The organism is Methanofollis formosanus (assembly GCF_019633745.1).
In the GTDB taxonomy this organism is placed as follows: Archaea; Halobacteriota; Methanomicrobia; order Methanomicrobiales; family Methanofollaceae; genus Methanofollis; species Methanofollis formosanus.
This window is the reverse complement of sequence record NZ_CP037968.1, coordinates 611153-636567: the sequence shown is the minus strand read 5'-3', so window position 1 is coordinate 636567 and position 25415 is coordinate 611153. Positions and strand designations below refer to the sequence as shown.

The 25415-nt window shown below is 61.3% G+C and carries 28 protein-coding genes; 8 read left to right on the top strand and 20 right to left on the bottom strand.

Annotated features, from left to right (window positions below; all coding sequences use genetic code 11):
- Positions 1 to 2 precede the first annotated feature (2 nt).
- Together E2N92_RS02850 and E2N92_RS02845 are read right to left on the bottom strand one after the other, a co-directional pair.
- Entirely contained in the window at positions 3 to 911 is a 909-nt protein-coding gene (locus E2N92_RS02850) for a Gfo/Idh/MocA family protein (RefSeq protein ID WP_220682194.1), read from the bottom strand.
- Positions 912 to 1994 carry a DegT/DnrJ/EryC1/StrS family aminotransferase gene (locus E2N92_RS02845; protein WP_220682193.1) on the bottom strand — a complete coding sequence of 361 codons (1083 nt, stop codon included), beginning with the start codon at positions 1992 to 1994 and terminating at the stop codon, positions 912 to 914. It abuts the gene before it with no gap.
- 427 nt (positions 1995 to 2421) lie between these two features.
- Here E2N92_RS02845 and E2N92_RS02840 point away from each other — a divergent pair, with 427 nt between their 5' ends.
- The 3 genes from E2N92_RS02840 to E2N92_RS02830 all read left to right on the top strand — a co-directional run bounded on the left by E2N92_RS02840 (position 2422) and on the right by E2N92_RS02830 (position 3796).
- A complete protein-coding gene (locus E2N92_RS02840) occupies positions 2422 to 2745 on the top strand; it encodes a hypothetical protein (protein WP_220682192.1) in 324 nt (107 codons plus the stop codon).
- A gap of 177 nt (positions 2746 to 2922) precedes the next feature.
- The gene (gene speD, locus E2N92_RS02835) at positions 2923 to 3330 is read left to right on the top strand and encodes an S-adenosylmethionine decarboxylase (RefSeq protein ID WP_425515762.1); all 408 of its coding nucleotides are present in this window, start codon (positions 2923 to 2925) and stop codon (positions 3328 to 3330) included.
- Positions 3331 to 3367: 37 nt separating this feature from the next.
- Positions 3368 to 3796: a hypothetical protein gene (locus E2N92_RS02830; protein ID WP_220682191.1), complete on the top strand. Its 429-nt coding sequence runs from the start codon at positions 3368 to 3370 to the stop codon at positions 3794 to 3796.
- A 57-nt stretch (positions 3797 to 3853) separates the two neighbouring features.
- Here E2N92_RS02830 and E2N92_RS02825 read toward each other — a convergent pair whose 3' ends face one another.
- Positions 3854 to 5254 carry an ATP-binding protein gene (locus E2N92_RS02825; protein ID WP_220682190.1) on the bottom strand — a complete coding sequence of 467 codons (1401 nt, stop codon included), beginning with the start codon at positions 5252 to 5254 and terminating at the stop codon, positions 3854 to 3856.
- Positions 5255 to 5403: 149 nt separating this feature from the next.
- Positions 5404 to 6816, bottom strand: coding sequence for an aldehyde dehydrogenase family protein (locus E2N92_RS02820; RefSeq protein WP_220682189.1), 1413 nt, complete (start codon positions 6814 to 6816; stop codon positions 5404 to 5406).
- 84 nt (positions 6817 to 6900) lie between these two features.
- Between E2N92_RS02820 and E2N92_RS02815 the strand changes: the two genes are divergently transcribed.
- Complete coding sequence (locus E2N92_RS02815) at positions 6901 to 7617, top strand: ribonuclease III family protein (RefSeq protein WP_220682188.1); 717 nt, start codon at positions 6901 to 6903, stop codon at positions 7615 to 7617.
- 1 nt (position 7618) lies between these two features.
- Here E2N92_RS02815 and E2N92_RS02810 read toward each other — a convergent pair whose 3' ends face one another.
- The 7 genes from E2N92_RS02810 to E2N92_RS02780 all read right to left on the bottom strand — a co-directional run bounded on the left by E2N92_RS02810 (position 7619) and on the right by E2N92_RS02780 (position 14924).
- Positions 7619 to 8041: a hypothetical protein gene (locus E2N92_RS02810; RefSeq protein WP_220682187.1), complete on the bottom strand. Its 423-nt coding sequence runs from the start codon at positions 8039 to 8041 to the stop codon at positions 7619 to 7621.
- 795 nt (positions 8042 to 8836) lie between these two features.
- Complete coding sequence (locus E2N92_RS02805; RefSeq protein WP_220682186.1) at positions 8837 to 9907, bottom strand: MFS transporter; 1071 nt, start codon at positions 9905 to 9907, stop codon at positions 8837 to 8839.
- Positions 9908 to 11797: a beta-CASP ribonuclease aCPSF1 gene (locus tag E2N92_RS02800; protein ID WP_220682185.1), complete on the bottom strand. Its 1890-nt coding sequence runs from the start codon at positions 11795 to 11797 to the stop codon at positions 9908 to 9910.
- Positions 11798 to 11819: 22 nt separating this feature from the next.
- Positions 11820 to 12461: an archaeal proteasome endopeptidase complex subunit beta gene (gene psmB / locus E2N92_RS02795; protein ID WP_220682184.1), complete on the bottom strand. Its 642-nt coding sequence runs from the start codon at positions 12459 to 12461 to the stop codon at positions 11820 to 11822.
- A 77-nt stretch (positions 12462 to 12538) separates the two neighbouring features.
- Positions 12539 to 13402: a CBS domain-containing protein gene (locus E2N92_RS02790; RefSeq protein ID WP_220682183.1), complete on the bottom strand. Its 864-nt coding sequence runs from the start codon at positions 13400 to 13402 to the stop codon at positions 12539 to 12541.
- A gap of 20 nt (positions 13403 to 13422) precedes the next feature.
- Positions 13423 to 13848 (bottom strand): universal stress protein, encoded by a 426-nt coding sequence (locus E2N92_RS02785; RefSeq protein ID WP_220682182.1) that lies wholly within the window; start codon positions 13846 to 13848, stop codon positions 13423 to 13425.
- Positions 13849 to 13889: 41 nt separating this feature from the next.
- A complete protein-coding gene (locus tag E2N92_RS02780; protein ID WP_220682181.1) occupies positions 13890 to 14924 on the bottom strand; it encodes an amidohydrolase family protein in 1035 nt (344 codons plus the stop codon).
- A 50-nt stretch (positions 14925 to 14974) separates the two neighbouring features.
- Here E2N92_RS02780 and E2N92_RS02775 point away from each other — a divergent pair, with 50 nt between their 5' ends.
- Positions 14975 to 15133, top strand: coding sequence for a preprotein translocase subunit Sec61beta (locus E2N92_RS02775; RefSeq protein WP_220682180.1), 159 nt, complete (start codon positions 14975 to 14977; stop codon positions 15131 to 15133).
- 910 nt (positions 15134 to 16043) lie between these two features.
- On the opposite strand, the gene E2N92_RS02770 is transcribed toward E2N92_RS02775, so the two are convergent.
- The 3 genes from E2N92_RS02770 to E2N92_RS02760 all read right to left on the bottom strand — a co-directional run bounded on the left by E2N92_RS02770 (position 16044) and on the right by E2N92_RS02760 (position 17581).
- The gene (locus E2N92_RS02770; protein WP_220682179.1) at positions 16044 to 16784 is read right to left on the bottom strand and encodes a coenzyme F420-0:L-glutamate ligase; all 741 of its coding nucleotides are present in this window, start codon (positions 16782 to 16784) and stop codon (positions 16044 to 16046) included.
- A gap of 406 nt (positions 16785 to 17190) precedes the next feature.
- Positions 17191 to 17397 carry a type II toxin-antitoxin system HicA family toxin gene (locus E2N92_RS02765; RefSeq protein ID WP_246589291.1) on the bottom strand — a complete coding sequence of 69 codons (207 nt, stop codon included), beginning with the start codon at positions 17395 to 17397 and terminating at the stop codon, positions 17191 to 17193.
- 13 nt (positions 17398 to 17410) lie between these two features.
- The gene (locus tag E2N92_RS02760; protein ID WP_246589289.1) at positions 17411 to 17581 is read right to left on the bottom strand and encodes a type II toxin-antitoxin system HicB family antitoxin; all 171 of its coding nucleotides are present in this window, start codon (positions 17579 to 17581) and stop codon (positions 17411 to 17413) included.
- Positions 17582 to 18125: 544 nt separating this feature from the next.
- On the opposite strand from E2N92_RS02760, the gene E2N92_RS02755 reads away from it, so the two are divergent.
- The 3 genes from E2N92_RS02755 (at position 18126) to E2N92_RS02745 (ending at position 19284) form a co-directional block, all read left to right on the top strand.
- Positions 18126 to 18305, top strand: a complete 180-nt coding sequence (locus tag E2N92_RS02755; protein ID WP_220682176.1) for a hypothetical protein — start codon at positions 18126 to 18128, stop codon at positions 18303 to 18305.
- A gap of 404 nt (positions 18306 to 18709) precedes the next feature.
- On the top strand, positions 18710 to 18934 hold the full coding sequence (locus E2N92_RS02750; protein WP_220682175.1) for a DUF5320 domain-containing protein: 225 nt from the start codon (positions 18710 to 18712) through the stop codon (positions 18932 to 18934).
- A gap of 80 nt (positions 18935 to 19014) precedes the next feature.
- Positions 19015 to 19284, top strand: coding sequence for a DUF1922 domain-containing protein (locus tag E2N92_RS02745; protein ID WP_220682174.1), 270 nt, complete (start codon positions 19015 to 19017; stop codon positions 19282 to 19284).
- 1214 nt (positions 19285 to 20498) lie between these two features.
- Here the strand turns inward: E2N92_RS02745 and E2N92_RS02740 are convergent.
- From E2N92_RS02740 to E2N92_RS02715, 6 genes are read right to left on the bottom strand one after another with little or no spacing between them, the layout of a single operon-like run.
- Positions 20499 to 20648, bottom strand: coding sequence for a DNA helicase PriA (locus E2N92_RS02740; RefSeq protein WP_220682173.1), 150 nt, complete (start codon positions 20646 to 20648; stop codon positions 20499 to 20501).
- Positions 20648 to 21421 (bottom strand): formylmethanofuran dehydrogenase subunit C, encoded by a 774-nt coding sequence (locus E2N92_RS02735; RefSeq protein ID WP_220682172.1) that lies wholly within the window; start codon positions 21419 to 21421, stop codon positions 20648 to 20650. The genes E2N92_RS02740 and E2N92_RS02735 overlap by 1 nt, the downstream gene beginning before the upstream one ends.
- Positions 21421 to 23121 carry a formylmethanofuran dehydrogenase subunit A gene (locus E2N92_RS02730; protein ID WP_220682171.1) on the bottom strand — a complete coding sequence of 567 codons (1701 nt, stop codon included), beginning with the start codon at positions 23119 to 23121 and terminating at the stop codon, positions 21421 to 21423. Before E2N92_RS02730 ends, E2N92_RS02735 begins: the two co-directional genes overlap by 1 nt.
- Entirely contained in the window at positions 23118 to 24413 is a 1296-nt protein-coding gene (locus tag E2N92_RS02725; protein WP_220682170.1) for a formylmethanofuran dehydrogenase subunit B, read from the bottom strand. Before E2N92_RS02725 ends, E2N92_RS02730 begins: the two co-directional genes overlap by 4 nt.
- A complete protein-coding gene (locus E2N92_RS02720) occupies positions 24410 to 24808 on the bottom strand; it encodes a molybdopterin dinucleotide binding domain-containing protein (protein ID WP_220682169.1) in 399 nt (132 codons plus the stop codon). Before E2N92_RS02720 ends, E2N92_RS02725 begins: the two co-directional genes overlap by 4 nt.
- Positions 24805 to 25410, bottom strand: coding sequence for a 4Fe-4S binding protein (locus tag E2N92_RS02715; RefSeq protein WP_220682168.1), 606 nt, complete (start codon positions 25408 to 25410; stop codon positions 24805 to 24807). Before E2N92_RS02715 ends, E2N92_RS02720 begins: the two co-directional genes overlap by 4 nt.
- Positions 25411 to 25415 lie beyond the last annotated feature (5 nt).

Below are 25415 nucleotides of genomic sequence, written 5' to 3'. Positions count from 1 at the left end.
GGTTATGCTCCGTTCTTGATCGCCTCGCAGACCTGCACGTTGGCGAGCCCCTGCTCCGGCGTCACCGGGAAGGGTTTTTGATCGCGGGCGCATCTGACAAAAGTCTGGAGTTCGGTCTTGAGAGGCTCGACTTTGTTCACCAGGAGCTTCTCGATGATGTTCTCCTGGTGGTACAGCCCGTTGGTCTGGTCGTAAGTGCAGGGCTTGCGGTAGACGTACACCTCCTGGGCCATGAAGTCGGCCTCGATGGTGCGGTTCTCCTCCTCGATGTAGAGGGAGCGGACTTTCTTTGATGACTTGCGGGAGGCGGAGAGGTAGACCGGCGTCGTGCCGAAGGTGGCGATGGCAGCGGCGACGTCCGCCGTGCCGCCGGCCTGGAGGATGTACTTCCGGCCCGGAAAGAGGACGTTGAAGACGACGTCGATGTCGTGGATCATCAGGTCCTCGACGACCGAAGAACCGTTCACCCTGGCCGAGGCCGGGTTGTGGCGGTGGAAGGCGACGTAGAGAGGGTCGTGCACGATCCCCGCAACCTCGGTGACGACCGGGTTGAAGCGCTCGATGTGCCCGACGCCGACGACGACGTCGTCCGGGATCATGGCGATGAGGGCCGTGCCCTCCTCCGCGGTGGGGCAGATCGGCTTCTCGACGAGGGTGTGCACCCCGGCCGCGATCACCGCGCCGGCGGTCCTGAAATGGTACGGCGTCGGGACGCAGACCGAGACGCACTCGGCCTTGCTGAGGAGGTCGTCCATCGAGCGGCAGACCTCGGCGCCGGTGGCGACCGCCACCTCCTCCGCGGCGGCGGTGTCGAGGTCGTAGACATAGGTGGTGCCGACCTCTTTGAGTTCGGTGTACACCCGGACGTGGTTTCGTCCCATCGCCCCGGTGCCGATGACGCCCGCGTCCATTTAGACCACCCCGTTGATCGCGTCGCAGATGTACACCCGGCCCTCGTCGGTGACGTTGGGGTGGACCGGGATGGAGAGCACCGAGGCCGCGAGTTTCTCGGAGACCGGGCAGGCGTTGGCCCCGGCATAGAGGGGCTGGCTGGGGAGGGCTACAGGATAGTGGACGGCGCAGCCGATCCCCCGGTCCCGCAGGGTGGCCATCAGGTCGTCGCGGCTGAGCGGGAAGGCGTCGGTGACCTGGAGGGAATACTGGTGCCAGACATGGGTTCTGCCGGTGGTGACCGCGGGGAGCACCAGGCCGGGTGCGGTGATATGAGTACTATAATAGGCGGCGTTCTCCTGCCGGCGACGGTTGAAGCCGTCGAGTTTTTTGAGCTGCACCCGGCCGACCGCCGCGGCGAGGTCGGTCATCCGGTAGTTGTAGCCGAGTTCGATGTGGAGGTATTTGTCGGCCTGGCCGTGGTTGATGATCCGGCGGAGGTGTACCTTATAGTCGTCGGAGGCGGTCGTGACCATCCCGCCCTCGCCGGTTGCCATGTTCTTGGTGGCATAGAAGGAGAAGCAGGCAAGGTCGCCGAGCGACCCGGTCCTCTCTCCGTGATATTCCGCCCCATGGGCCTGGGCAGCGTCCTCGATGAAGACGAGATTGTTGGCGTCGCAGATCTCGCGCAGCGCCCCGGCGTCGCAGGGCTGGCCGTACAGGTGGACGCCGATGATGGCCTTTGTCCGGGAGGTGATCTTTGTAACGACGTCGGCCGGGTCGACGGTGGCGGTCGCCTCTTCCACGTCGGCAAAGACCGGCACCGCCCCGCACATCGAGACCGAGGAGGCGGTCGCAAAGAAGGTGAAGGCGGGAACGATCACCTCGTCGCCCGGCCCGACGCCGGCGGCGAGCAGCGCGGCGTGGAGGGCCGCGGTGCCGGAGTTGACGGCGACGGCGTGCAGGACACCGCAGTACGCGGCGAATTCCTGTTCAAACGCGGCGGTCTCCGGGCCCTGGGCGATCATGCCCGAGTCGAGGACGGCGGTGACGGCCTCTGCCTCCTCGGTTCCGAGGGAGGGCTGTGCGATGGGTATCTGCATGGGGGTGCTCCGAATGGAGAATAATTTCATAGTTCAATATATATGCCTTCGTATTCGTGTCTGAAAAATACATCGGGTTCATTAAATCCCCCGGATATGCTCTTCTTTCCCTGGCATGAGTGATCCTCGCGGCGGTCCATGTGTCCGGCCTGACTGAGAGGAGGTCGCCGTCATTGGAATGGGGGCCATCCCGTGTACCGCCCTCCCGGCGTTTCACTCCGGGGTTTGAGGGATGGACGGAGATGCGCCAGGCGTGGGAGGGGGAGGAGGCATCTGATCGGAAGGAGTCGCCGCCCACGGCCCGGCCCCCGAACTGGAGGGGGTGCCGCACCCGGCGGCCTGAAACCTGGGAAAATGTACTGGCGTGTGCACCAATGCACACATATCTTTTTGAACAATATTTCATACTCGATATCGATGCAATCTCATGGGCCTCAAGATCGGACAAAAAATGGCATATTCGGGGCTATTTGCTTCATTTATTCTCTCAGGATTCTTAATCGCCCGAATTAAAACAGTATTGGTCACATTTTGGCAAATTAAACCTGATTTTTTTGATTTTCGTCGTGCCGGGCCGTGCCGAATTGAAATCTGGACGCGTATAGGGCGCAGAACCGATCCGTGCCCTGAGCGTCCCTCGCTGGATCTGGATGCCAGGATCGGGGCATGGATTGGTCTTATCTCACTTTGGCCGGAAATATTCGGTTTTTATCAAAATATTGGCTTTTTTAGCCATATTTTGTCGTTTTAAATCCGATTTTGTCCTTGTTTTTGTGATCCTCACGAGGTATCGCGAAAGATATTTTTAAATCTCCATCTTGTGTTGTAGATCCATCAATATCCCGTAGACCCCCAGGAGGGGATCAGTATGGAGATGACCACTACCGAAATGAACAACCAGCCCGACATGCTTGGCCTGAACCGTGCAATGACAACCTGGGACGCCCTCTCTGACGACGAAATCATCGAGCAGTTCAGAGAGCGGGGCTCCTGGGGGCTGTACACCAGTGTCGACCTCAAGGACTGCGACCCTGAGACGATCAGAGACGCCGACGCGATCAGACGGTTTATCGTTGAGCTCTGCGACCTCATCGACATGAAGCGTTTCGGCGAGCCGACCGTCGTCCACTTCGGCCCGAACGAGAAGGTCGCCGGTTACTCGATGACCCAGCTCATCGAGACCTCCCTTGTCTCCGGCCACTTCGCGAACGAGACCAACGCCGCCTACCTCGACATCTTCTCCTGCAAGGAATACGGCCCCAAGAAGATGGGAGAGTTCTGCAAGCAGTTCTTCGGCGCCAGCTCGATGACCACCCACGTGCTCTTCAGGGACTGAAAGTCCCTCCCTTTTTTATTGCTCTGCAGAATTAGGCATGAAGCGAAAGCACGCTTCAAGCATACCGGATGAAAATATCATACCAGAACTGGATCGATTCTTGATCCTCATCTTTGCGTTCGAGGAGTGCATCGAAGTCGAGCATCATGCCTCCCCCTGGCTATCTTCGTCGAGGGGGGTCGGGGGGGTTTCCCCCCGGCGCGAGACGGCGGGGAAGATTCTGCAATTGAGGGCGGCACGTCTGATCATCATGCCCTCTGTTTCAGAAACTCTGATCTCATGCCTTCCCACATCGATCGCACCGGGGGCTGATCGTCTGGAGGTTGGTGCTGTCCTCTGCGTATCAGTCATGCGGGGGCTCGAGGCAGGCATATGTGGACAAATTGAAAATGGAATTTACAATTTGTCCGCCAGAACACAGAGGATGAGATCCATCATCAGGCGGGATGCAGAGGTGAAGATTTGATCCCGGATCTCCCATAACCTGGGGTACAGCACTCCCGGGATAGATGAGGCATGCCACTCATTCCTTCCCTGTCCGCACTTTCTCCACAAGTGCCGTACAATCATCGAGGTCGAGACAGATATCCTCGCCGTCGGCCCTGCGCGAGAACGACCGCGCAACGACGCAGAAACACTCCTTCCGCCGGTCGTTATGCCATGAAACCAGAGGTGCTTTCCGCCGTAGCCCGGCGATGACCTCGGTGGCATCGACCCCGTCCTGCCACTTACACTCGCAGAAGAGGATCCGGTGTTCGTCCTCGGCGAGGCAGACGATATCGATCTCCTCTCCCCGGTGCCACCAACTCCCGATTCTGGTGAAGACGAACGGCAGGAGGCCGTGCCGATTGAAGGAGTCGAAGAGGTCCGTCACCATGCCCTCGAAGTGCTTGCCGACGTACCGCGCAAAGTGCGGCCGCACGTATCGGTCCACGATCAGTGGTGCGTTGCCGCGCTCAAGCGTATCGAGGTAGGGATTGACGAACGAAAACCAGAAGTCAAAAAGGTTGTCTGAGAGGAAGTAGAGACCTTTTCTGCTCTTCTGCCCTTCGGTCACAGGGATGCGTCGGTGCACCAGTTTCAGATCGATAAGGATCGAGAGGTACTTGTTGACGACACTCTTGGAAAGCCCGGTATCGTTGCAGATGAGGCCTATCCTGTTGTTCCCCTGTGCGAGAGAGTAGAGGATAGAGAAGTAATACCTTGGCTCGACAAGTTCGGTCCTGAGGACGAAATCCACATCCCTGAAGAGAAACGAATCTTCCCTCATCACCTTCTCTTCGATATTTTTCAGGATGTTCTCTTCCGGATCGGCAGCCATGAGGTATGCCGGCGTCCCTCCAAAGACCGCGTAGAACTCGACCGCCTTCTTCATGTCCCCAAGGTAATCGAGCACATGGATGAACCTGAGAGGGTGCAGGAGGATCTGCCCGGTTCTCCTGCCAAAAAGGGGACTTTTATAGTCCATGGTCGCAGACTCCATCATCGATATGCTCGACCCTGAGAGGATGAGAAAAATCGAGGTATTTTTCAGGTGCGTATCCCAGTATTCCTGTAGCACCGAGGGAAGCGAGGGGTCTTCCTTGATCAGATAAGGGAATTCGTCGATGGCGACCACGACACGGGGATCTGCGTGCTGGATGAGATACTCGAAAAAACTGTCCCAGTCGGAAAAACCGTTTTTTTGAAGGAAGGGATCCTGGAAGTAGGCACTCAGGTCTGCAGAAAATTTTCTGAGTTGCAGTTGTTTTGATTCCTCCCTGGCGATCAGGTGGATTCCTCTGGAGGTACGGAGGAACTGATCGATGAGTTCGCTTTTTCCGACCCGCCGCCTGCCGTAGAGCACCATGAACTCCGCACCGTCGCTCTGGTATCGCTCATGGAGCTGGGAGAGTTCCCGCTCCCGGTCGAGGAAGACACTCATAAGTATTATACTCTGAAGTGTACTATTTTATGGTTGCGGGAGTTCAGAACAGAGCGCAGGAGATCTGTCCCGGTCTGATCTGAATACCTTACCTTATTTTGCAGGATCGATCGGCGGGGCACGTTGCGACTGGGGGCACGCCTCCCCCCTCACGACCGGATCAACAGCGCCTTCTCCTCGGTATAGCGCTCAAGCGCGTGCGGTCCGTTCTCCCGTCCGGTGCCGCTCCACTTCACCCCGCCAAACGGCGTCTCCGGCGGTGCCTTGAGGTGCTGGTTCACCCAGACGATGCCGGCCTCCAGGTCACGGCAGCCGCGTTCGGCCCGCCCGAGATCTTTCGTCCAGATCGATGCCCCGAGACCGTAGCGGGTTCCGTTCGCCGCCGCCACCGCCTCGTCGAGGTCTTCGACCTCCACGACCGGGAGCACCGGGCCGAAGACCTCCTCGCGGAGGGAGGGGGCGTCGACGGGAAGGCCGGTGATCAGCGTCGGCTCATAGAAGAACCCCTTCCCCTCCGGCCTCTTCCCGCCGACGAGGACCTCCGCCTCGTCCCGCACGTCCTCGACCACCGTCTCGATCCGCTCGAGCCCGGCCGCGTTGTTCAGCGGGCCCATCCGCACCCCCTTCTCCATGCCGTCTCCGACGGTGATCGCCCGCGTCTTCTCGACGAGCAGTTCCCTGAACCGGTCGGCGACATCCGAGAAGACATACACCCGCTTCACCGCCGTGCAGGTCTGCCCGCAGTTGTAGAACCGCCCGCCCGCCGCCCCGGCCGCGGCGACCGCGAGGTCGGCGTCGTCGCAGACGATCATCGGATCGCTCCCGCCGAGTTCCAGGGTCACATGCTTCATCGTCTGGGCCGCCGTCTCGGCCACGTGCCGCCCGGTCCCGATCTCGCCGGTGAACGAGACCTTCCTGACCACTGGATGCGTGACCAGGGCCTCGCCCAGCGTCTCGCCAGGGCCAGTGACGATATTGAGCACCCCGGCCGGCAACCCTGCCTTCAAGAAGAGGTCGCCGATGGCCAGGGTCGTCAGCGGCGTGGTGCTCGCCGGTTTGAGGACCATGGTGTTCCCGGCAGTCAGGGCCGGCCCGATCTTCCAGCCCGCGATCATCACCGGCATATTCCAGGGGATGATCCCGGCACAGACTCCCAGGGGACGCCGCTCGACAATGATCCGGCCGTAGGCCTTCGTGTTGATGCTCTCGCCGTACAGCGACGACGAAAGTCCCGCGTAGTACTCCAGGACATGCGCGAAACCCCGCACCTCGTCGGTCGCCTCCCGTAGGGGTTTACCCTGCTCTGCAACAAGGGTGGCCGCCAGGCGCTCCGTCTCCTCGCGCACCAGCACCGCCGTCCTGAAAAGGACCTTCCCCCGCTCGACCGGCGGGAGGTCGGCCCACGGCGCGAACGCCTCGCCCGCGGCGTCCACCGCCGCACCGGCATCCTCGTGCCCGCCCGAGGGGACCGTCCCGACCGTCTCCCAGGTCGCCGGGTTGACCACCTCCATCTCCCTGCCGCTCGCTGCCGCCTTCCATTCTCCGCCGATGAGCATCTTCATAATGCGTCACTCCTATATTTTCCTGCACAATAGCCTTTTCCCAGGCCGGCGGCCAGACCGACCTCACCTGACGGTGGTTTTCCGATGGAATGGACCAGAAAAATAGAACTCACAGAATTTCTTGCACAGCCCGGGATCGGCGTCACCGACCTCGACGACGAGGCCATCGCACGCTTCGACCAGGCCATGACGCACCGGTCCTACGCCTACGAACATCCCCTCGGTCCTCTCCTGCCCCGCCCCGACTACGAGCGGATCGAGTTCCTCGGCGACCGCGTCCTCAACTTTATCGTGGCCGAATACCTCTTCAGCCACTTCGACTGCTCTGAAGGGGCGCTCTCCAAACGGATGGAAGCGACCAAGAACGAGCACCTCGGGACGATCGTCCCCGCGACCGGGATCGGGCTCGAACAGCACATCCTCCTCGGCGCAGGCCAGCCCCTCACCCGCTCGATCATCGCCGACGTCTTCGAGGCCTTCATCTGCGCCCTCTATCTCCACCTCGGCCTCGACCGGACGCGCGAGATCGTCCTCGGGCTCATCGCCGATGACGTCCTCCACTTCGACCCCGGCGGCAACGTCATCGGCAGACTCCAGGAACATCTCCAGCAGGAGTGCTGCGAGATGCCGGAGTACCACATCCTCGGGCGCGAAGGCCCGGACCATGCCCCGACCTTCGCCTGTGCGGTCACTGTCCCCGGCATCCTCTCGGCCAGGGGCCTGGGCCGGAGCAAGGCCGACGCCAGGCGGGCCGCCGCGAGGAAGGCCCTCGCCGCCATGGAAGACCGGGCCGGCGCCTGACTTACTCGACGACCTCGGGTTCCTCGAAGTCCTCGAGGTCGTCGAGGAACGGCATCAGCCCGGTCATGTAGGGCTCGCCCTCGATCTCGCCGACGGCCGCGACCTCGATGATGATCGGGAGATCCTTGAGCCGCAGTTCGAAGGAGTAGGGATCGAACTCCCTCGCGAATTTCAGGAACCCGTCCACCGAGATGAACGGCCGTTCGGTCTCGGGTACATTTTTGTACGCCTTCTCATCGGCCGCAAGGTCGCCGATCCTCCCCATCTCCTCCTCGAAATAGAGAACCGCCCTGAAGCCGTAGTCCTGGCTGAGCCGCTGGATTTCGAGGATGTCGATCCGCTCGCCCGGGGCGATCCCCAGGGCGGCAAACTTCTCCCGGACGCTTTCGCCGTCCAGATTCTCAAATGCATCATTCTGTGTCATGGTATTCTCTCCGAGTTCATCTCGAAACCTTCTGATGGGGGTATTGATCTCTCTAGTACATTTCCCATGCTGGTATTATGTAGGTTCTGGAGTGTGGGGCTGTCGCCCCCCTCTCTCATAAGGAGGGGTAGAACACCCCGGATCCTGCCATTCATAAACCATCTGTTCTCCTGGCTGCCGTCAAAGATCGCTACGACGTTCCCATTTGCAGGACACTTCAATCCTCGGCTCTGTAGAATCGGGCATGACCTTGGGGCTCAAGCATACGGGATGAAAATGATCGTGGTTTTCCAGGGTGTTTGGATCCGTGTTCCTTCTTCAGAGCAGGACACCAGATGGGACCGTCACTTCATTGCCGCCCCCGCCCTATCTTCTCGCGAAATACCGGAAAAGATTCTGCGATTGAAGGGCGGCCGATCATTCTGAGGGAGATTCTGTACTTCGTATATCAGTTGTGAGGGATTCCGGTGAGAAGAAATCCCCATGCAGACCTCTCGGGTTCATCGTCAGGATCATTTTCATGGTAAATCATCGTGATGGTTCTCTTCGCCGGGGGGCTGGCCGCCCTCCGAACCCCCCACGACGAAGATAGCCGAGGGGCGGCACGATGCTCGACTTCGATTTACTCCTCGAACGCAAGGATGAGAGTCAAGAATCGATCCAGTTCTGAGATGATATTTTCGTATGCTTGAGGCGTGATCTCGCCTCATGATGAATTCTACAAAGCCGAAATTTGGGCTCTGTTGAATTCGGCATGAGGGGAAAGCACGGCTCATGCCTGATTCTACAGGGCCATTATTCCGGCACCCGGCACCGGCACCGCCCGATGGTGGCGGCCATCAGGGCCGAAAGGATGGCGGTCATCAGAAACGCCGCTGCAAACCCCCGGAACTCGGCGACGATCCCGGCCACGAAGGGCAGAAGCGTCATCCCCGCATAGGTCGCGGTGTTGAAGAGCCCCATCACCGCCCCCTGGTGAGTCGGGTTGGCCGCCAGGTAATTGACCTGGGCGATGATCACCACCCCGGCCAGTGCGCCGATGAGCACGAAGGCCACCGGCGTGAAGTACAGGAGCACGACCGCCGCCCCCATCAGTGCCGCCGACGCACGGATCGTCGGGATCGGCCGCAGAGACACCCGTGACGCCGCCAGAGACGAAAAGATGGTGGCCACATTCATCGCCCCGATCAGCAGGCCCAGGGCCGCCGCCTCTTCACCGGTGTACTCAGGATACAGTGCCGTCACCACGCCGGTCGCCCCGATCAGGATGATCGTCGCGATGTACATCCAGAAATAGTCCTTCCCGATGGCAAGCAGGTCGGCACCGCTGCCCGGCACCGGGCCGACCGCCACGTCCTTCATCAGCAGGCTCAGGGAGAGCGGGAGGAGGGTGACGACCGTGAAGGCCATGATCCCCCCGACCGCCCCCAGCACTCCATTTAGCCACCCGGCCACGACCAGGCCGGAGACCAGGCCCACGTTCAGGGCGGCGATGAAATTGCCGCTCATCCGCCGGTGGTCTGGCTGGAGATTGATCCAGGCCATCGCCGCCGGCACGAAGAGCCCGGCCCCGACCCCCTCCAGGGCCCGCGCCGCCAGAAGAACGAAGGGGTCGGGGACCATCAGGATCAACGCCCCGCTCGCCAGGGTGAGCAGGAGTGCGGCCCTGACCAGGGGCACCCGCCCGATCCGGTCGGAAAGAAGCCCCGCCGGAAAGACCGTCAGGGCCGCCCCGAAGAAATAGGCGGAAAAAATCGCGCCCTGGAACGCCGCGCCCTCCGCGAGGGCCGGCAGAACCGGGACGACTGCATTGGACAGCGCCATCACGGCGAAGACGCCGAGCAAAAGGGTGAGGCGCTGTCTCATCTATACCATGCGATAGGTCTCGAGGTTCATCGGCGAGCGCGTCTCGATCCGGTACCGCTTGTAGATCGAACTGGCCAGGTCGATGGTGCTCCCCTCGTCGCCGTGGATGGTGAAGATCTTCTCGGGCCGCGGCTGGAGGTGATGGACGAAGTTCATCAACTGCTTGCGGTCTGAGTGGCCCGAGAACCCGTCGACCGTCTCGATATCCAGTTTGACGACCAGCGTCTCGCGGTTGCCCATCGGGATCTCGCGCCAGCCCTTCTGCAGCCTGCGCCCGAAGGTTCCGTCGGCCTGGTAACCGACGAAGATGAGCGTGTTCCTCTCGTCCGGGGCCAGGGCGTAGAGATACTCCATGACCGGCCCGCCGCTGAGCATGCCGCTCGTGGTGACGATGACGCACGGTTCGCCGCCGATGACCTTCTCCCGCAGCTCGGAAGAGTCGACCTGGACAAAGCACTCGGCCAGGAAGGGGTTGAGCCCGTCCCTGAAGATCTGGTTGCGCAGGTCGGTGTTGAGATACTCCGGGTAGGTGGTGTGGATGGCCGTCGCTTCCTTGATCATCCCGTCCAGGTAGACCTTGACCTTCGGGATCTTCTCCTTCCTCATACCCTCTTCGAGGGCGAGCATGACCTCCTGCGACCGTCCGACCGCGAAGGCAGGGATGATGACCTTGCCTTCCCGTTCGATCGTCCGGTTCACGACCTCGTAGAGTTTGTTCTCGGCCTCCTCGCGCGGCGGCTGCAGGTCCCTCGACCCGCCGTAGGTGCTCTCCATGAACACGGCCTCGAGGCGGGGGAAACTCGAGACCGCCGGGGAGAAGAGGCGGGTCTTCTGGTAGTTGAAGTCGCCGGTGAAAGCGATGTTGTAGAGCCCGTCACCGACATGGAAATGTGCGACGGCCGACCCAAGGATGTGCCCGGCATTGTGGAACGTGAGTTTGATGTCGGGCGCGATATCGGTGACCGACCCGTAGTTGAGGGTGATCGAGTGCTTGAGGTATTCCTTCACCTCGTTGGAGGTATAGGGCTGCCTGCCGGCGTCCTTCTTGACCACGTCCAGGTAATCGAGCTGGAGAAGGGCCGCGAGGTCACGCGTCGGCGGCGTCGAGTAGACAGGCCCGTCGTAGCCGTACTTGAAGAGGAGCGGGACCAGGGCACAGTGGTCCAGGTGGGCGTGGGTGAGCACCACCGCATCGACCGACGAGAGCGGGGAGATCTCGGGCACGTACAGGTACGGCGTGCTCGTGGCGCTCCCCGGCTTTTCTCCGCAGTCGATGAGGATCTTGCTCTCCGGGGTGGTGAGAAGGAACGCCGCGCGTCCGACCTCTCTGCAGCACCCCAGGGTCGTGACCCTCACCCAGTGGTCCTTGGCGATGACGTCCCGGTGGATCCGCCGACCGATGGTGCGCAAGAATGCCTTGCGCTCGTCTTTGATGGAGCGGAGGTATTGCCGCACCTGCTTGACCGTCGAACTCTCGATCGGCGGGGTCCGCACCACCTTGGGCGTCCAGCAGGTATTCTTGGTGATCTCACGCAGGGTCGCCCCGTTCTTGCCGATGACGACGCCCGGCTTCTCGGCCTCGATAAGCACCTCGCCGGTATCAGGGTCGAAAAAAATGTCTGATATGCCTGCGTTCTCAGGGACGACCGCGTTGATCTTGGTGACGGCGGTCTCCGGATCTTCGAGGATGGTGGGTCGAACAACGATACGCTTACGCAGGTCCCTGGCAAGCACCTTGATCAGGTCTTCCTGGTCGGCGAACTTCTTGGGTTCGTCGGTGTAGATGACCAGCTCAGGGCCTTCAAACTCGACCTGGGAGATGGTTATCCCGGCCGGAACCTTGGCGTTGATCTTGTCCCTGAGTTCTTTGAGTCTGTCCTCTATGAGCATTACTATCGTCCTGAAAAAAGAATTATGGGGTCAGTTCAGGGTATTTTTTCTTCGTGACCTCGACGGTTTTCTCCTCGTATTTCTCCCCGGTAATGACGACGACGCTGATATCCTCGCCTGACGCCGAGTCACGACGCATCGCGGCTTTGAGTGCCCGGGTGGCGAGTTCGGCCGCTTCGGCCTCCTTCAGGTCAGGGTGGTACCGGTCTTCGAGGACACCGTAGGCCATCGGCGAACCCGACCCGGTGGCGACGATCTCGTCTTCCAGCGAGGCCCCGCCCATGGCGTCGACCGAGTAGACGCTCGCGCCCTTCCGGTCGACGCCGCCGACCAGGAGCTGGACATAGTAGGGGTAATACCGGTTCTGCTGGAGATAGTTGGAGAGGAGTGTTGCAGCGGCCCCGACCGAGATGGTCTTGCCGTGGCGGACCTTGTAGAGGTTGCACTCCACCTGCATCAGCCTGGCGAGCGACTGAGCGTCGCCGACGCCGCCGGCCGTGGTCATTCCTATTCGGTCTGCGATCTGGTAGACCTTCTTTGCCTTCTTGCTTGCGATGAGATTGCCCATCGTCGCACGCCGTTCGGTGGCGAGGACGATGCCCCCATCAAAGACTAAACCCACAGTTGTGGTCCCTTTGAGTATTTCCTGATGAATTTCAGGCATTCGAATACCCCCAAAAACTACACGCTAAAAGTTGGAAAAGCGTTATCAGTTATAAGTGATACCAAGAAATTTAAAGGTTATTGATCCGGGGCCTCTCCGGCCCCGGCACAAAGCACCTTGATAAGCTCCCGGTCAAAGAGCATGGCAATGAGTTTTTTGTCGCCGTTGACCACCGGCAACTGGTCGAGGCGCGAGCGCTTCATCAGGAGGGCGCACTCGCTCACACCGGCATTTTTCGGGACGGTGATGACGTTTGTGATCATCGATGCACTCACCGGTTTGTCGGGGAGCCTCACCTTGGAGACGCCGTAGCTGATCACGTGCATGTCCCTGATACTCTCCCAGGTCCATTCGTCGTCGTCGGTCCCATTCGAGAAGTCGGAGACCTCGACCGAGTCCTCGATGTGAGAACTGCGGATCAGGTCGCGTTCAGCGATGATCCCTGAGACCCGGCCCTTGTCGTCCATGATCGGCACGGCCTCGACGTCGGAGATCTCCATGATCCGTCCAACGAGCGGGAGCGGTGTCTCTTCCCAGAGGGCAAAGGTGCTGCTGGTGTAGCACTCTGAGATCTCGTCCTTGATCCTGAGTTGAGCGATCGCCGCCACAAGGTCTGCGGCCGAGATGAGTCCGACAAGGCACTCGTTCTCGTCGATGACCGGCAGTCTGCGGAACCGGTATCTGGTCATCACGGTGGCCGCTTCGGTCAGCGTGGCATCGACGGAGATCATCACCGGGTTGGGAGTCATCAGGAGGGCGACCTGGGTCTCCTCCGACTTGCGGAGGAGATCTTTTCTGGTCACCACGCCGACGACTTTTCCCTTCTCGGTAACCGGGACGCCGCTGATCCCGGTCCGCTTGAGGATCTTGAGGATGTCGTCACGGTTGCTGGGGATTTCAACCGAGACAACGTCTTTTGTCATATAATCTCTGACGTACATGTCATCTGCTATTGAAGGAATTATCTCACCACCATGGTCGTGCAGCTGCTGTTTCTGACCACGTGCTCGGAGACACTGCCGAGGAGAAGGCGGTCGATGTTGCTCTTGCCGCGAGAACCGATGATGATCAGATCGGCCCCGACCTCGTCGGCCAGGGTGAGGATCTCGTTTCCGGCGTGGCCGTCTCTCAGGTGGGTCTCGATGGAGAGTTCCTCCTGTTCGGCGCGCGCTCTGGCTTTTTCAAAGACTTCTTTCCCTTCGGTCTCCAGGAGAGAGTAGATGATCTCCCAGGTATTGTCCATAGGGATAGAGGAGAACATGCTGGTCTCGACGACGTAGACCAGATGGAGGTCCGCGTCCCAGACCTCCGCTTCATGCATGGCGGTCTCGAGGGCCTTCATGCTAATCTCTGAACCGTCGACAGCGACGACAATTGTGTGGAACATAGCTGCACCTCCTAAAATCAGAATTTGCAAGATCACTCAGTTTATGGGTTTATAACGGTTTCGAGGAGGTCACCCCGGTCCGCCCGCCTGACGATCGAGGCGACCGGGTCCGAGCTGAACCTGAGATTTGATCTCAGAGCGTCAATAACGATGAAATTTGCTTTTTCTCCCTCTTCGATGAAGTACGTCCTGCCCGCGAGGCCTGCACCCCGGACCGCGGCGCGCAAGACCTCGGCAGGCGGGAGTCTGGTGACGGTCTCGACAAAGGCCATCTCGCGCAATATGTCGGGCTGGACGAACATGACGTTGTCGGTGCCGAGGAGGGGCGTGCACCCGGCCTCAAGCATCTTTTTCACCGGCGGGTGGTCGGCGCCGCGGGTCACGCCCAGGACCCAGTTGGAGCGGATGCAGACGGCGATGGGGATGCCGGCGTCGGCGATGGCCCGCAGGTGCCGGTCGGTGGCGTGGGTGCAGTGGACCAGGAGGTCGGGGTCGTAGGCGAGGGCGCCGTCGATGTCGTCCGGGTTCTTCTCCCCGGCATGGAAGGCGACGGCCTTGCCGGCGGCCCGCGCTCTGGTGACCTGCTCCTCGGCGTCGGCGACGTCTCTGACGCTGCTGATCCCGACGCCGTCGCCGGGGCCTTCGCCGCCGTCCCGCCCGAGGATGAGCGAGTGGAGGGGCGATCCTTCGAGCGCTTCCCTGAGGGCGAGCACTCCTTCGGGTCCGCCTTCCCTGAAGTCGGCGAACCCTGCCGTGCCGGTGGCCGCCATCGCGTCGAGGCTGGCCTGCATACCGGCGACGAGCCGGTCCCGCGGGGTCGCCCTGAGGATCCGGTGTTTGAGCCCGTGCGGGGGCTTGACCAGGTCGGAGAGGTCGCCGCAGGTGGCGCAGTCCATCGCGACGGTGTCGCCGAGGTGGGTGTGGGCATTGAAGAAGGCCGGCGCGATCCAGTGGCCGGTGGGGACCGGGCCTTCTTCGATCGCGGTGACGATGCCCCCTTCGACGACGACCGTACCGGTCACCGCCTCGAGGTACTCCCCGACGAGAACGGTGCCCTGATACACCTGTTCGGGCATACCCATCCATTGACACCGATTTTATATATATTGAATGAGAACCTTTCATCATGGCGAAGAAAAGTGGCGGACGGCTGGTGTCGTCTGCGGGTCTTGTAAACTATTATGACAGCGAGAGCCGGCGGGCGTTCCATATCAACCCGATGTACGTGATCGCTGTCGCTGCGGCGGTGGGCGTCTTTATTCTCCTGCTGGACTTCTTCTACTGATATTTTTTTTTGTCTGGCCGGGTGCCGGCCCTGCATCTTTCCTGAGGGGTGGAGATCGAACTCCGGGCCGCGGTTTTGTGGCGGGGCGTGCGTGTCCCGTGATGGGGATTGGGGTGAGGGGGCGTGAAGACCAGACGTGCCGCCCATCGAGAGAATAAAGAATGGTTCCTTGCTCTCTCATGTCGGGGGGAGACCCCCCGGACCCCTCGCCCAAAGATGGGCGGTGGACGGCAACCCCCTCTCCGTGGTCCTCTCTCCGCCTTCCCCCCCCAATCTTCATCCCGGGGGTCCGGGGGCGGAGCCCCCGGCACCGATGGTTGGGAAGGCATGACGATCAGGCGTGCCGCCCTCATCACAGGATCTTTCTCGCCATCTCGCGCCGGGGGGCTTTGCCCCCCGGACCCCCCACGACGAAGATAGCCAGGGGGCGGCATGATGCTCAACTTCGCTTCACTCCTCGAACACAAGGATGAGGGTCAAGAATCGATCCAGTTCTGAGATGATATTTTCATCTTGAGCATATCCCAAAACTCTCTGAGGCTTGAACACTCCCTTGAACTGAAACGCTTCTTTCCAGGGAGGATGCCTTCCCGTCCCTATCGCCATCCCGGGGGTCCGGGGGCAGCGCCCCCGGCGCGAGGGTGGAGGAAGGCATGATGATCAGAACGGCCGCCCCCATCGTAGAATCTTCACGACCGTTTCGCGCCGGGGGGAAACCCCCCGGACCCCCCACGGACCAAAGATAGGTGGGGGCGGCGATGGGGTGAGGTCTCCATCAGTTCTCCTGTCTTGAAAAGAGAGCGATCAAGCGACGAGAAATGTTCATCGCGTATGCTTGAGCCTGGGGGTTCATGCAAAATTCTACAAAGCCGAACGTTCTTGCTCCCCTCACCCGAGCAAAAAAGGAGATTCAGTTCTTGCTGAGCGCCTCTCTGATGATGTCTTCGTCTCTCCTGAAGTGGAGGTCGTCGTGTCCGGCCCACTGCGGGCAGTTCCTGAAGACCACGGCCGGGATACCGTTGTTGCTCTCGCCCATCACGAAGTTCGAGAAACCGGCGACCTCGTCGACCACCGCTTCCTCGGTGATCTCGAGGGTGTGGCCGAAGAGGTCGTGGTCGCCGCGGAAGTCGCGGATCGCCGTCATCCCGCTCCACCCGATGGCGACGCCCGCCTGGCCCCGCCTGAAAGAGCGGCCGCAGGTGTCGGTGATGATCACCCTGACGTCTTTGCCGGAGACTGCACCGAGTGCGTCCCGCAGTCCGGCCGCGGCATTCATCGGGTCGGGGGGGAGACGGACGACCATGCCGTCCTCGACATTGGAGTGGTCGAGCCCGGCCCGCACCCCTACATGGCCGGTGACGGTCTCTGAGAGGATGAAGGGCTCTTCCAGGATGACGTCGGTGGTGTCGTCGAGGACGGCCTGGACGAACCTGGGGTCTTCATGGGTTTTTAGCGCGATACGCTCCGCGTCGACCGAGGGAACGATCTCGTCGAGCAGTCTGGTGTGGCCGTGTGCCTTGGAGTAGACCGAGGAGGCGAGGCAGAGGATGTCGCCGTCCTCGAAGGCGACCAGCCGGCAGATCATCTCTGCGAGGTCATCCCCCTGATGGATGAGTGGGAGGCCTTCGACCGGGATTACCTCGATATGCATAGAATATCTCTATCAGTCTCCTCCAGACTAATAGCCATCGGTCGGGGTTCGGGTGACGCTGGAGAAATTTTCTGGACGGGTCTCTCTGCCGGGAGGCTGGGGGAAGGCACGTCGATCAGATGTGCCGCCCCTATTGAGAACTTTCACCGTAATCTCGCGCCGGGGGTTTCACCCCCGGACCCCCCACAACGAAGAGAGGTGGGGGCGGCACAATGCTCGATTTCTGTTCGCTCATCGAACGCAAGAAAAAGGATCAAGGATCGATCCATCCTCACCCCGGGGCGCCACAAGAATGTTCATCCCGTATGCTTGAGCCAGGGGCTCATGCCCGATTCAACAGAACCGAACATTCGACCATCTCGTTCACAGCGTTCTTCGAAACCCGGAGGATTGCAGACGACACTGCTCATCGCAGCATATCAAAAAGGTCTTCTTTTGTGATGCAGTTCCAATCCGGCACCCTGGTAACGATATCGTTCAGGGTGCCTTTCGCGATCTCCTCGTGCAGGGGGATCGTGATCCGGTGTTCGCCGGCGGCCGTGTTCTTGCCCATCTGAACGTGGCTGCCGCGCTGCCGCAGGACAGTATATCCAAGAGATTTGAGCACTTTCACCAGACGAAAGCCGCTAACAACCGGAGATTTTGGCAACTGAACCGACCTGGAATTCTGTCAGGGAGACAACCGTGATCTCCTCGCCGGCTTCTATGTTCTCCTCAAAGTGGAGTTCCACTGCATCGTTGATATTCTTCATGAGTTCGTCAAGCGTTTTTCCCTGGGTGAAGATATCCACTCCCATACCACGGGCACACCACCAGTCGCCGTCATGATAGATATCAAATTTTATCAGCATGATCTGGGCCTTCCCTCGATGGTTCATGTTAGATCCCTACAATCTTAAATATGACCAGAGTCAGGTGGCACTCTCTGTGAGGCGTATGAACCGGAGACGCCGCCCTCGGATCACCGTATCCGCTGTCAATTATCAATTCTGCCGGCAGAATCCTCGAACACAACATACCACAAAAACATGCTGTTGATACAGGCTATGGATCGTTATTCTCGCCGGGGGTCACCCAAGGACCCCCACAGAGCGAGGATGGGTGGGGGCGGCATGCTCTTCCTTCAGGATCTCATTCTCTGCCTTCCCGCCTCCGTCTTCATCCCGGGGGTCTAGGGGGCAGCGCCCCCGGTGCGAGTGGTGGGAGGGCGTGGGACCAGAAGAGTCTCACCGTACCAAACCGGAGTGACGTACCGCGTCCGCCCCCATGGGTTTGATATAGCTGGGCCGAGATGGGGGGGTGTGCGGGCGGCCCTGGACGGCCGTCTGTGGAGGTGTCGAGATGACATGGTACAGCATCGGAAAACTCGGAAAAGAGGAACTTGCCCAGCGGAAGTTCGGGCCCCGCGTGAAGACAACCACTGGTGAGGCGGCCGGAGGGCCTGCGGTCCCGGCCACGATGGAAATTATTGTCAGGACCGAGACCGGAAAGCAGGAAGGACGCTGGCACTGGCACTGGTGAGAGGGCCGGCCACGGCTGTGCATCCTTGGGACCGATGAACGAACAGAAATCGAGCATCGTGCCGCCCCCACCTGGGGTCTGGGGGGCATTCGCCCCCCGGCGCGAGATGGCGGTGAAGATCCTGCACGGGGGGCGGCCAGTCTGATCATCACGCCTTCCTGCATGAATCGCGCCGGGGGTCCGGGGGCGGAGCCCCCGGCATGAACAGGAGGGAAGGCGATGGATGAAGGTCACAGGGGGGTTGAGGTGATGAAACGCGGATGTTTTCTACAGAGCCGACCCTACAGAACCCCGGCCAGATCTTTTTTCTTCTGTCGCGGCACCGGTTGCCTGATCGCGACCCTTTATCTAATAATGCGCATATGAGTAATAATTGCGGGTGCATGCCCGCGGATGTGATCAGTATGCCAGGTATGGACGGTACCGGTCCCCAGGGGAGGGGGCCACTGACCGGATGGGGACGCGGCCGGTGCAGGCCGGTCGCTCCCGCACCCATCGCAGAGACCGACGAAAAAGCAGCACCGGCACCGCCGCAGCAGGGCGTCGTCTACGGCCTCGGGCGCGGCGGACTTCCGCGGGGTTGCGGCAGGGGCCGCGGCTTTGGCGGAGGACGCGGCCGGCGCTGGTGACCGGGGCACTGCACGCCCCTTCTTCTTTTTACCGGTGCAGAGAGGAATCTTTTTCACCGCGCAGCACGCATCTCGGGATGATGTACCGCGTCATCCGCTGTCCGGGGTGCCTCACCTTCACCTATGTCGACCCCTACCAGCACTGGAAGCTCTGCCATGTCTGTGGGGAGGTGATAGACGTCATGCGCGCCCCCGTCTATCTCGAAGCCCTCGACCATCAGGACGCGGAAAAGGTTGTCTGCCAGCTCCAGGAATTTCTGGACGATACCGGCAGAGACGATCTGGACGATTCGGAGAAAAATAGGCTCCGTTTGGAATATTCCCGCTGGGTTCGAAGCCGGATCGAATAGAAGTGCCTTTTCACGGCTCTGTAGAATCAAGCATGAGGTGGGACCATGCCTCAGGCACACTGCATGAAGGGCTCTTTCATAGAGGGCATCCCAGAACCTCTCTGGCCTTGATCGGTGAGTGGAAGACGTTTCTTGAAGCACATCGTCGTTTGAGAGATTGTTGCCGCCCCTCGGCTATCTTCGTCGTGGGGGGTGGGGGGTCTCCTCCTGGCAGGAGAGAGCAAGGAACGGCTATGTAGAAAACATCCTCTTTTCATCACCTCAACCCCCCTGTGAACTGAATCCATCGCCTTCCCTCCTGCTCAAGCCAAGGGGCTTTGCCCCCGGACCCCCTGGATGAAGATTGGGGCGGAAGGCGGAGAAATGGCCATGAAAGGGGGTTGCAGTCCACCGCCTATCTTCGCGCGGGGGGTTCGGGGGGCGGCAAGCCCCCCGTCGAAGAGAACCATCACGATGATTTACCATGAAAATGATCCTGACGATCATCTCTTCAGGTTTGCATGAGAGTTTAAACTCTCCATATCACGTTGAAGCCGATACGCAGAGGATAGAAAATTCTTCTGATGGATCGGCCGCCCCTAATCGTCAAGATTCCCCTGCCATTTCGCACCGGGGGGCGTTGCCCCCCGGACCCCCCACGACGAAGAGAGGTGGGGGCGGCGATGGAACACGATCCCCACCGATTCTTCGCTCTTGAAAAAGAGCGATCAAGCAACGAGATATTCTCATCCCGGACGCTTGAGCAGGGGGTTCATGCTTGATTCTACAAAGCCCAAGGAACTATTCTTTATTCTCTCAGTGGGCGGCATGCCTGATCGGTCTGCCTTCCTCCGTCACTCGCACCTGGGCCGCCGCCCCCTGACTCCTGACATGGCGATTGAAGTGAGGGAGGCAGAGGAATGGCCGGTAGGTGTCTCGAGATCGCCTTCCCCCACCCTCTCGTCGGGTGCAGCGCCCGCGGCACCGCGGTTTGGGAAGGTGTGATGATCGGATGTGCCGCCCTTATTGCAGAATCTCCACCACCGTCTCGCGCGGGGGGTTGCACCCCCCGGACTCCCCGCGGGCGAGGATAGGCGGGGCGGCGATGAGACCAGATCTTCAAGATGCCCTGTCAGAAGGAGAGGGATCCGCCCACACGCTGAGGTGCTGCTCAGAAAATGTTCATCGCGTATGCTTGAAAAAGAAGGTTCATGCCGAATTTTATGAAGCCCTCTTCACCAGCGTTTCCCACATTTCGGGCAGATCATCGTCACCTGACGGCCGCAGTTCGGACAATAGATCCCGCGGCGTTCGGCGTATTCGAGGGGGCGGCCGCAGCGCCGGCAGAAGACCGGCGCCTCATATCCGCATTCATGCCGTATCATCATTCCAGATATTGATAGCGCCTGACCAAAAGATTTCCTTTTCCGCGGTTGGCCACGTCGCCGGTGAAGCGGGTGAGCGGGAGACCGTCTGGTCCTTCTGCCTCGCCCTGCTTCTCGAACGTCGGGAGCATCCCCGACGCGCATCCCAGCACCACGCACCTCCCGTCGGTCATGTTCCCGCAGGGCCGCGAACAGTCGCCGTGGATGGTGAGCGTCCCGCCCTGCATTTCGACGCCGGGCATATCGCCGCAGTTCCCGTGGACGATCACCTCGCCGCCGAAGAGATGTTCGGCCGTGAAGTCCCCGGCGTTCCCGAAGACCTCCACCTTCCCGCCTTTCATCCCCTTCTTCTCGCCCCGGTAGCCTGCGGCGCAGTAATGACCCGCGTCGCCGTGGCAGACGACCGTGCCGCCCCGCAGTTCGCGGGCAAACCACCCGCCGGCATTGCCCATCACCTCGATGGTGCCTGCGGCCATGAAGTTGGCGCAGTGCATCCCGATATCGCCCTCGATGACGATCCGGCCGCCGTCCATGTACTCGCCGACCCGCTTCACCCTGGAGGTGTCGCCGCGGAGCACCACCTCGACCTCGTTGACCGATGAGGCCGTGCCCTCCACCTCGATCTCAAAGACCTCGTCGAGGCGGCGCTCTTTGTTCCCCTCCCAGACCGTGAGGTCGTCAGACCCCCACCGCAGGAAGGCCGGGTTGATCGTCTCTGCCTCGATGGGGATGTGCGGGTTCGTGCGCTTCTTCATCGTCAGCACGACCCGCATCATATCGCCGCCTCCGTCTCCATCCGCAGATGCCGTTTGAGATACTCGTCCTGGACCGGGTAGTTGCTCATCCGCACCGAGTACCAGTGGTTGAACATCTCGGTGAACTCGGGGTCGCGGCTCATATCGCGCTCAGGACTGATCTTCGGGTCGACCCAGATGGTCGTGTTCTCGCCGTGGACCAGGATCTCGCCGTCCCGCGCCACCGGGCGGCCCCGCTTGACGGTCCACTTCGCCCTGGCAAACCCGTCGATGACCTTCTGGTACTCCTGCGCCGGGTCGATCTCGCCGACCTTCAGCGGGTAGACGGCGATGTCGGCCTCTGCCCCGATGCCCAGGTGGCCCTTCCCGATATCGACGATCCCGAGGGCCTTTGCCTGCCCGGCCCGCGTCATCACCGCGATCTCGTTCCAGTCGAGTTCGCGGTCGAGGGCGGGGAGGTCGACCCTGGACTCGGTCCTGCGGTGCACCGTCGCGAACTCGGCGTCCCGGTACTTCTTGCTCATCAGAAGGGCGATGATCTCGGGGTACTTCACGAAGGGCGCCCCGTTGGGGTTGTCGGTCGTGAGCAGACACCGCCAGGGGTCCTTCACGAGCAGTCCCAGTTCAAGCCCGATCGCCCACATGATCGAGTTGACCAGGTTCTTCTTCCTGTACAGCACCGGGATGATCCCCGACCCGGTCTCCAGTTCCACGTCGTGGTTGGACCACTTGTTGTGGTGGAGGCGGTAGAGGTTGAACTCCATCGGGCCGTCCGCGGTCATGGTGGTGGTCTTGCCGAACATCACCTGCCCCATGTCGATGACGATCTGGGGGCGGTTGTTCACGGTGTACGCCACCGGTTCGGCCTTCGAGCAGAAGGTCTTCCAGTCAGACCCGCCGTAGCTGTGGAACTGGACGTGCGTCGCGTACAGGCTCTGCCGTTTCTCGTTGAGGTCTGGGACCAGGTTGAAGGTCCCGACCGTGCAGGAATAGTTGCCGGGCGTGCCCAGGTTGTTGCAGTGGAGGTGGACCGAGTGCGGGAGCCTGAGCATCTCGCAGGCCCGGATCATCGCCTCGATGATCTCGGCCGGCGTCACCCCGAAGTGCGGGACCTCGTCCTTGATGCACCTGAGGTCTTTGCCGTACCCCCAGGCCTCGGTCCCGCCCGGGTTGGTCAGTTTGATCCCGAAGCCCTTCACCGCCGAGAGCGTCCACCCGACGATCGCGGCCACGCGCTCGATGTCGCCCTCGCTCACCGCCTTCATCACTCCCCAGTTGCCGTCGAAGAGCGTGTTGGCCATCATGTCCTGGAGGGGCGTGGCCGAGAACTCCTCGTGGGTGTGGCGGGCCTCGAGCGGCGCCATCGCCCCTTCGAGGAGGGTGGTGTAGCCCATGAGGGCGTAGCGGTACGAGTTGGCGTACGTCGTCGGGACCGAGTAGCCCGAGGTGGCGTGCTTGACGCCGCGGCGCACCTCTCTCCCGGCCCGCATGTCCTCGGGGCTCATGTACCGCCCGAAGTTCACCTTGGTCCCGCAGACATGGGTGTGGGAGTCGACCCCGCCTGGCAGGGTGAGGCAACCCTCGGCGTCGATCACCTCGGCCTTTGGGCCGACGTCCTCGACGATACGACCGTCCCTGACGGCGATGTCCATCACTTCCCCGTCGATACGGTTGATGGGGTCGATGACATAGGCGTTTTTGACGAGTAACTCGCTCATGGATGTCTCACCTCCGTGACCTTCTCGAAGATTTTCGTGATGATCTCGGTGTCGGTCGGGTAGCCCAGGTCCAGGAACTTCTTCACATGGATCGGCACCCCGTCCATCCGGTAGGCCGTGCCCGAGGCGTCCATCCCGGTGACGGCCACCGGGATCTGGCACCTGACGAGCGGGGTGGTCATGGTGTGCATCGGGTCGATGAGCACCGAAGGGATCGAGGCCAGGTGTTCCAGGCATTTCTTGGGGAAGTGGGCGCCGGGATCGCTTGCCACGATGAGCGCGGCGTCGCATTCCTGCCGCGCCAGGATGTCCACCGCCGTCGTCTCGCCGGGATTGTAGAAGGCGATCTGCCTGGAGAAGTCGACGGCGTACGGGTACCCGGTCATCCAGGTGAAGACTTCGTTGGAACCGTAGACATTGTAGTGGCCCCGCAGGGGCGTGAGGGTCCACTTCGTGTACCGGTTCAGGTCGTCGACCAGTTCGATGGCGTTCCTGACATTCTTGTACTTGCCGGGCGACATCGTCAGCCCGACCCCGAAGAAGAGGGCGCCGAACTTTGCCTCCTTGCAGAGGGCGGCGACCCTGAGAAGTTGCTCCTTGGTCACCCCGGCCACCGTCGGCGGGACGACGTCTTCGCGTCCCCGCACGATCGCCCGCAGCGCCGAGAGGACCGCATAGTCTCCGCCGGGTTTCACCTGCATGAACTCGTCGGCGATGCTCCCGGTCTCGGTCTTTCTGACGTCGACGATGATGAGCTTCCGGTCCCTGAAGGCGTTCTCCAGGAAGTAGCCGTCGGCGTAGGTGGTGTACCGGCTCATGTGCCTTGGGTGGGCCTCGGTCGGGTTGCATCCCCAGTAGACGATGAGGTCGGCCCGGTTCTTCACCTGCCCCAGGGTGCAGCCCGGATGGCCGACCTCCTGAATGGCCAGGATGGAGGGGCCGTGGCAGACCGAGGTGGTCGAGTCGATCACCCCGCCGAGGAGTTCGGCCATCGAGACGCCGGCCCCCTGCGCCTCACCCTGCGTGCTGGACCAGCCGTACAGCAGAGGCCGGTCGGCGTCCAGGAGGATCCCGGCGGTGTACTCCATCGCCTCTTCATAACTGGCGTCCCGCCACGCTCCGCCGTCGCGCATGATCGGGGCCTTGAGCCGGTGTTTCCCGGCGTTCATCAGTTTGTGGCTCCCGAGGGTACAGGCATTGTCCACCCGCACCACCTCGCTCCCCTCGGTCTCGATGACCAGGTCGTCGCAGAGACAGCCGCAGAACGGGCAGATCATATCTTCGTGGATCATTCTTCGTCCCCCAGGTAGGCGAGTCCGCCGACCGCTTCCATCAGTTCGGCCGGCCTTTTCACCTCGTCGTCGGTCGGTTCCAGGTCCACGGTGCAGGACTTGTAGTCCGGCATGCCGGTGGCGTGGGTGCCGGCGTCGATGACGGCGTTGGCGTACGGGCCCATCGGGACATAGACCGTCCCCTGCGGCACGCCCTCGTTCTGGACCGCGGTGAGGACCACCTCACCCGCGGGCCCGCGGACGAGCACCCGCTCTCCTTCCTCCAGTTCGAGGTCCATCAGGTCCACGGGGTTCATCATGCAGATCGAGGTCGCCGCCATGTATTCGGGCCGCGCCTTCGCCTCCAGCCCCTGCCCCTGCGCCGAGGTCCGTCCGGTGTTGAAGCGGGCCTTCACGACCGTCCCTCCTGCGTCCCTTCGGCGACCCGTGCGATCGCGATGGCGTCGGTCGGGCAGACACTCTCGCAGGTCTTGCACCCGGTGCACTTCTCGTCATGGATCACCCAGAGGTTGCCGTTGCGGATCTTCATGATCACCTCGTCGTTGGCCGAGGTCCCGGTCGCCCCGAGTTGGGGGTCGACCTCCTTGTTCACCGGACAGGCGACGACGCAGTTGCCGCACCGCACACAGGCCTCGGGTTTCACCGTCACCTGGTACCTCACCGAGATCTCGGTGTGGTCGCGGTGCTGGGTGGCGAGCACCCGCCCGGCGTCCAGGACGTCTTCGGGGCAGGCCTCGACGCAGAGGCCGCACCTGATGCAGTGCCCCTCGTAGATCTTGGGGGTCCAGCCTTCGCCCTCTTTGACCACCTCGATCGCGCCCGGCGTCGGACAGATCATCATGCAGGCGAGGCAGTGGGTGCATTCCTTGCCGGTGAGGGCCGGGTAGCCCCTGAAGTAGGGGGGGTCGACGAGCGGGGCGGTTCTGGCGAAGAAGAACTTCTTCACCCATTCGCCACGCAGGAATTCTCTCAGATACCAGATGACCGAAGCACTCATCCTCT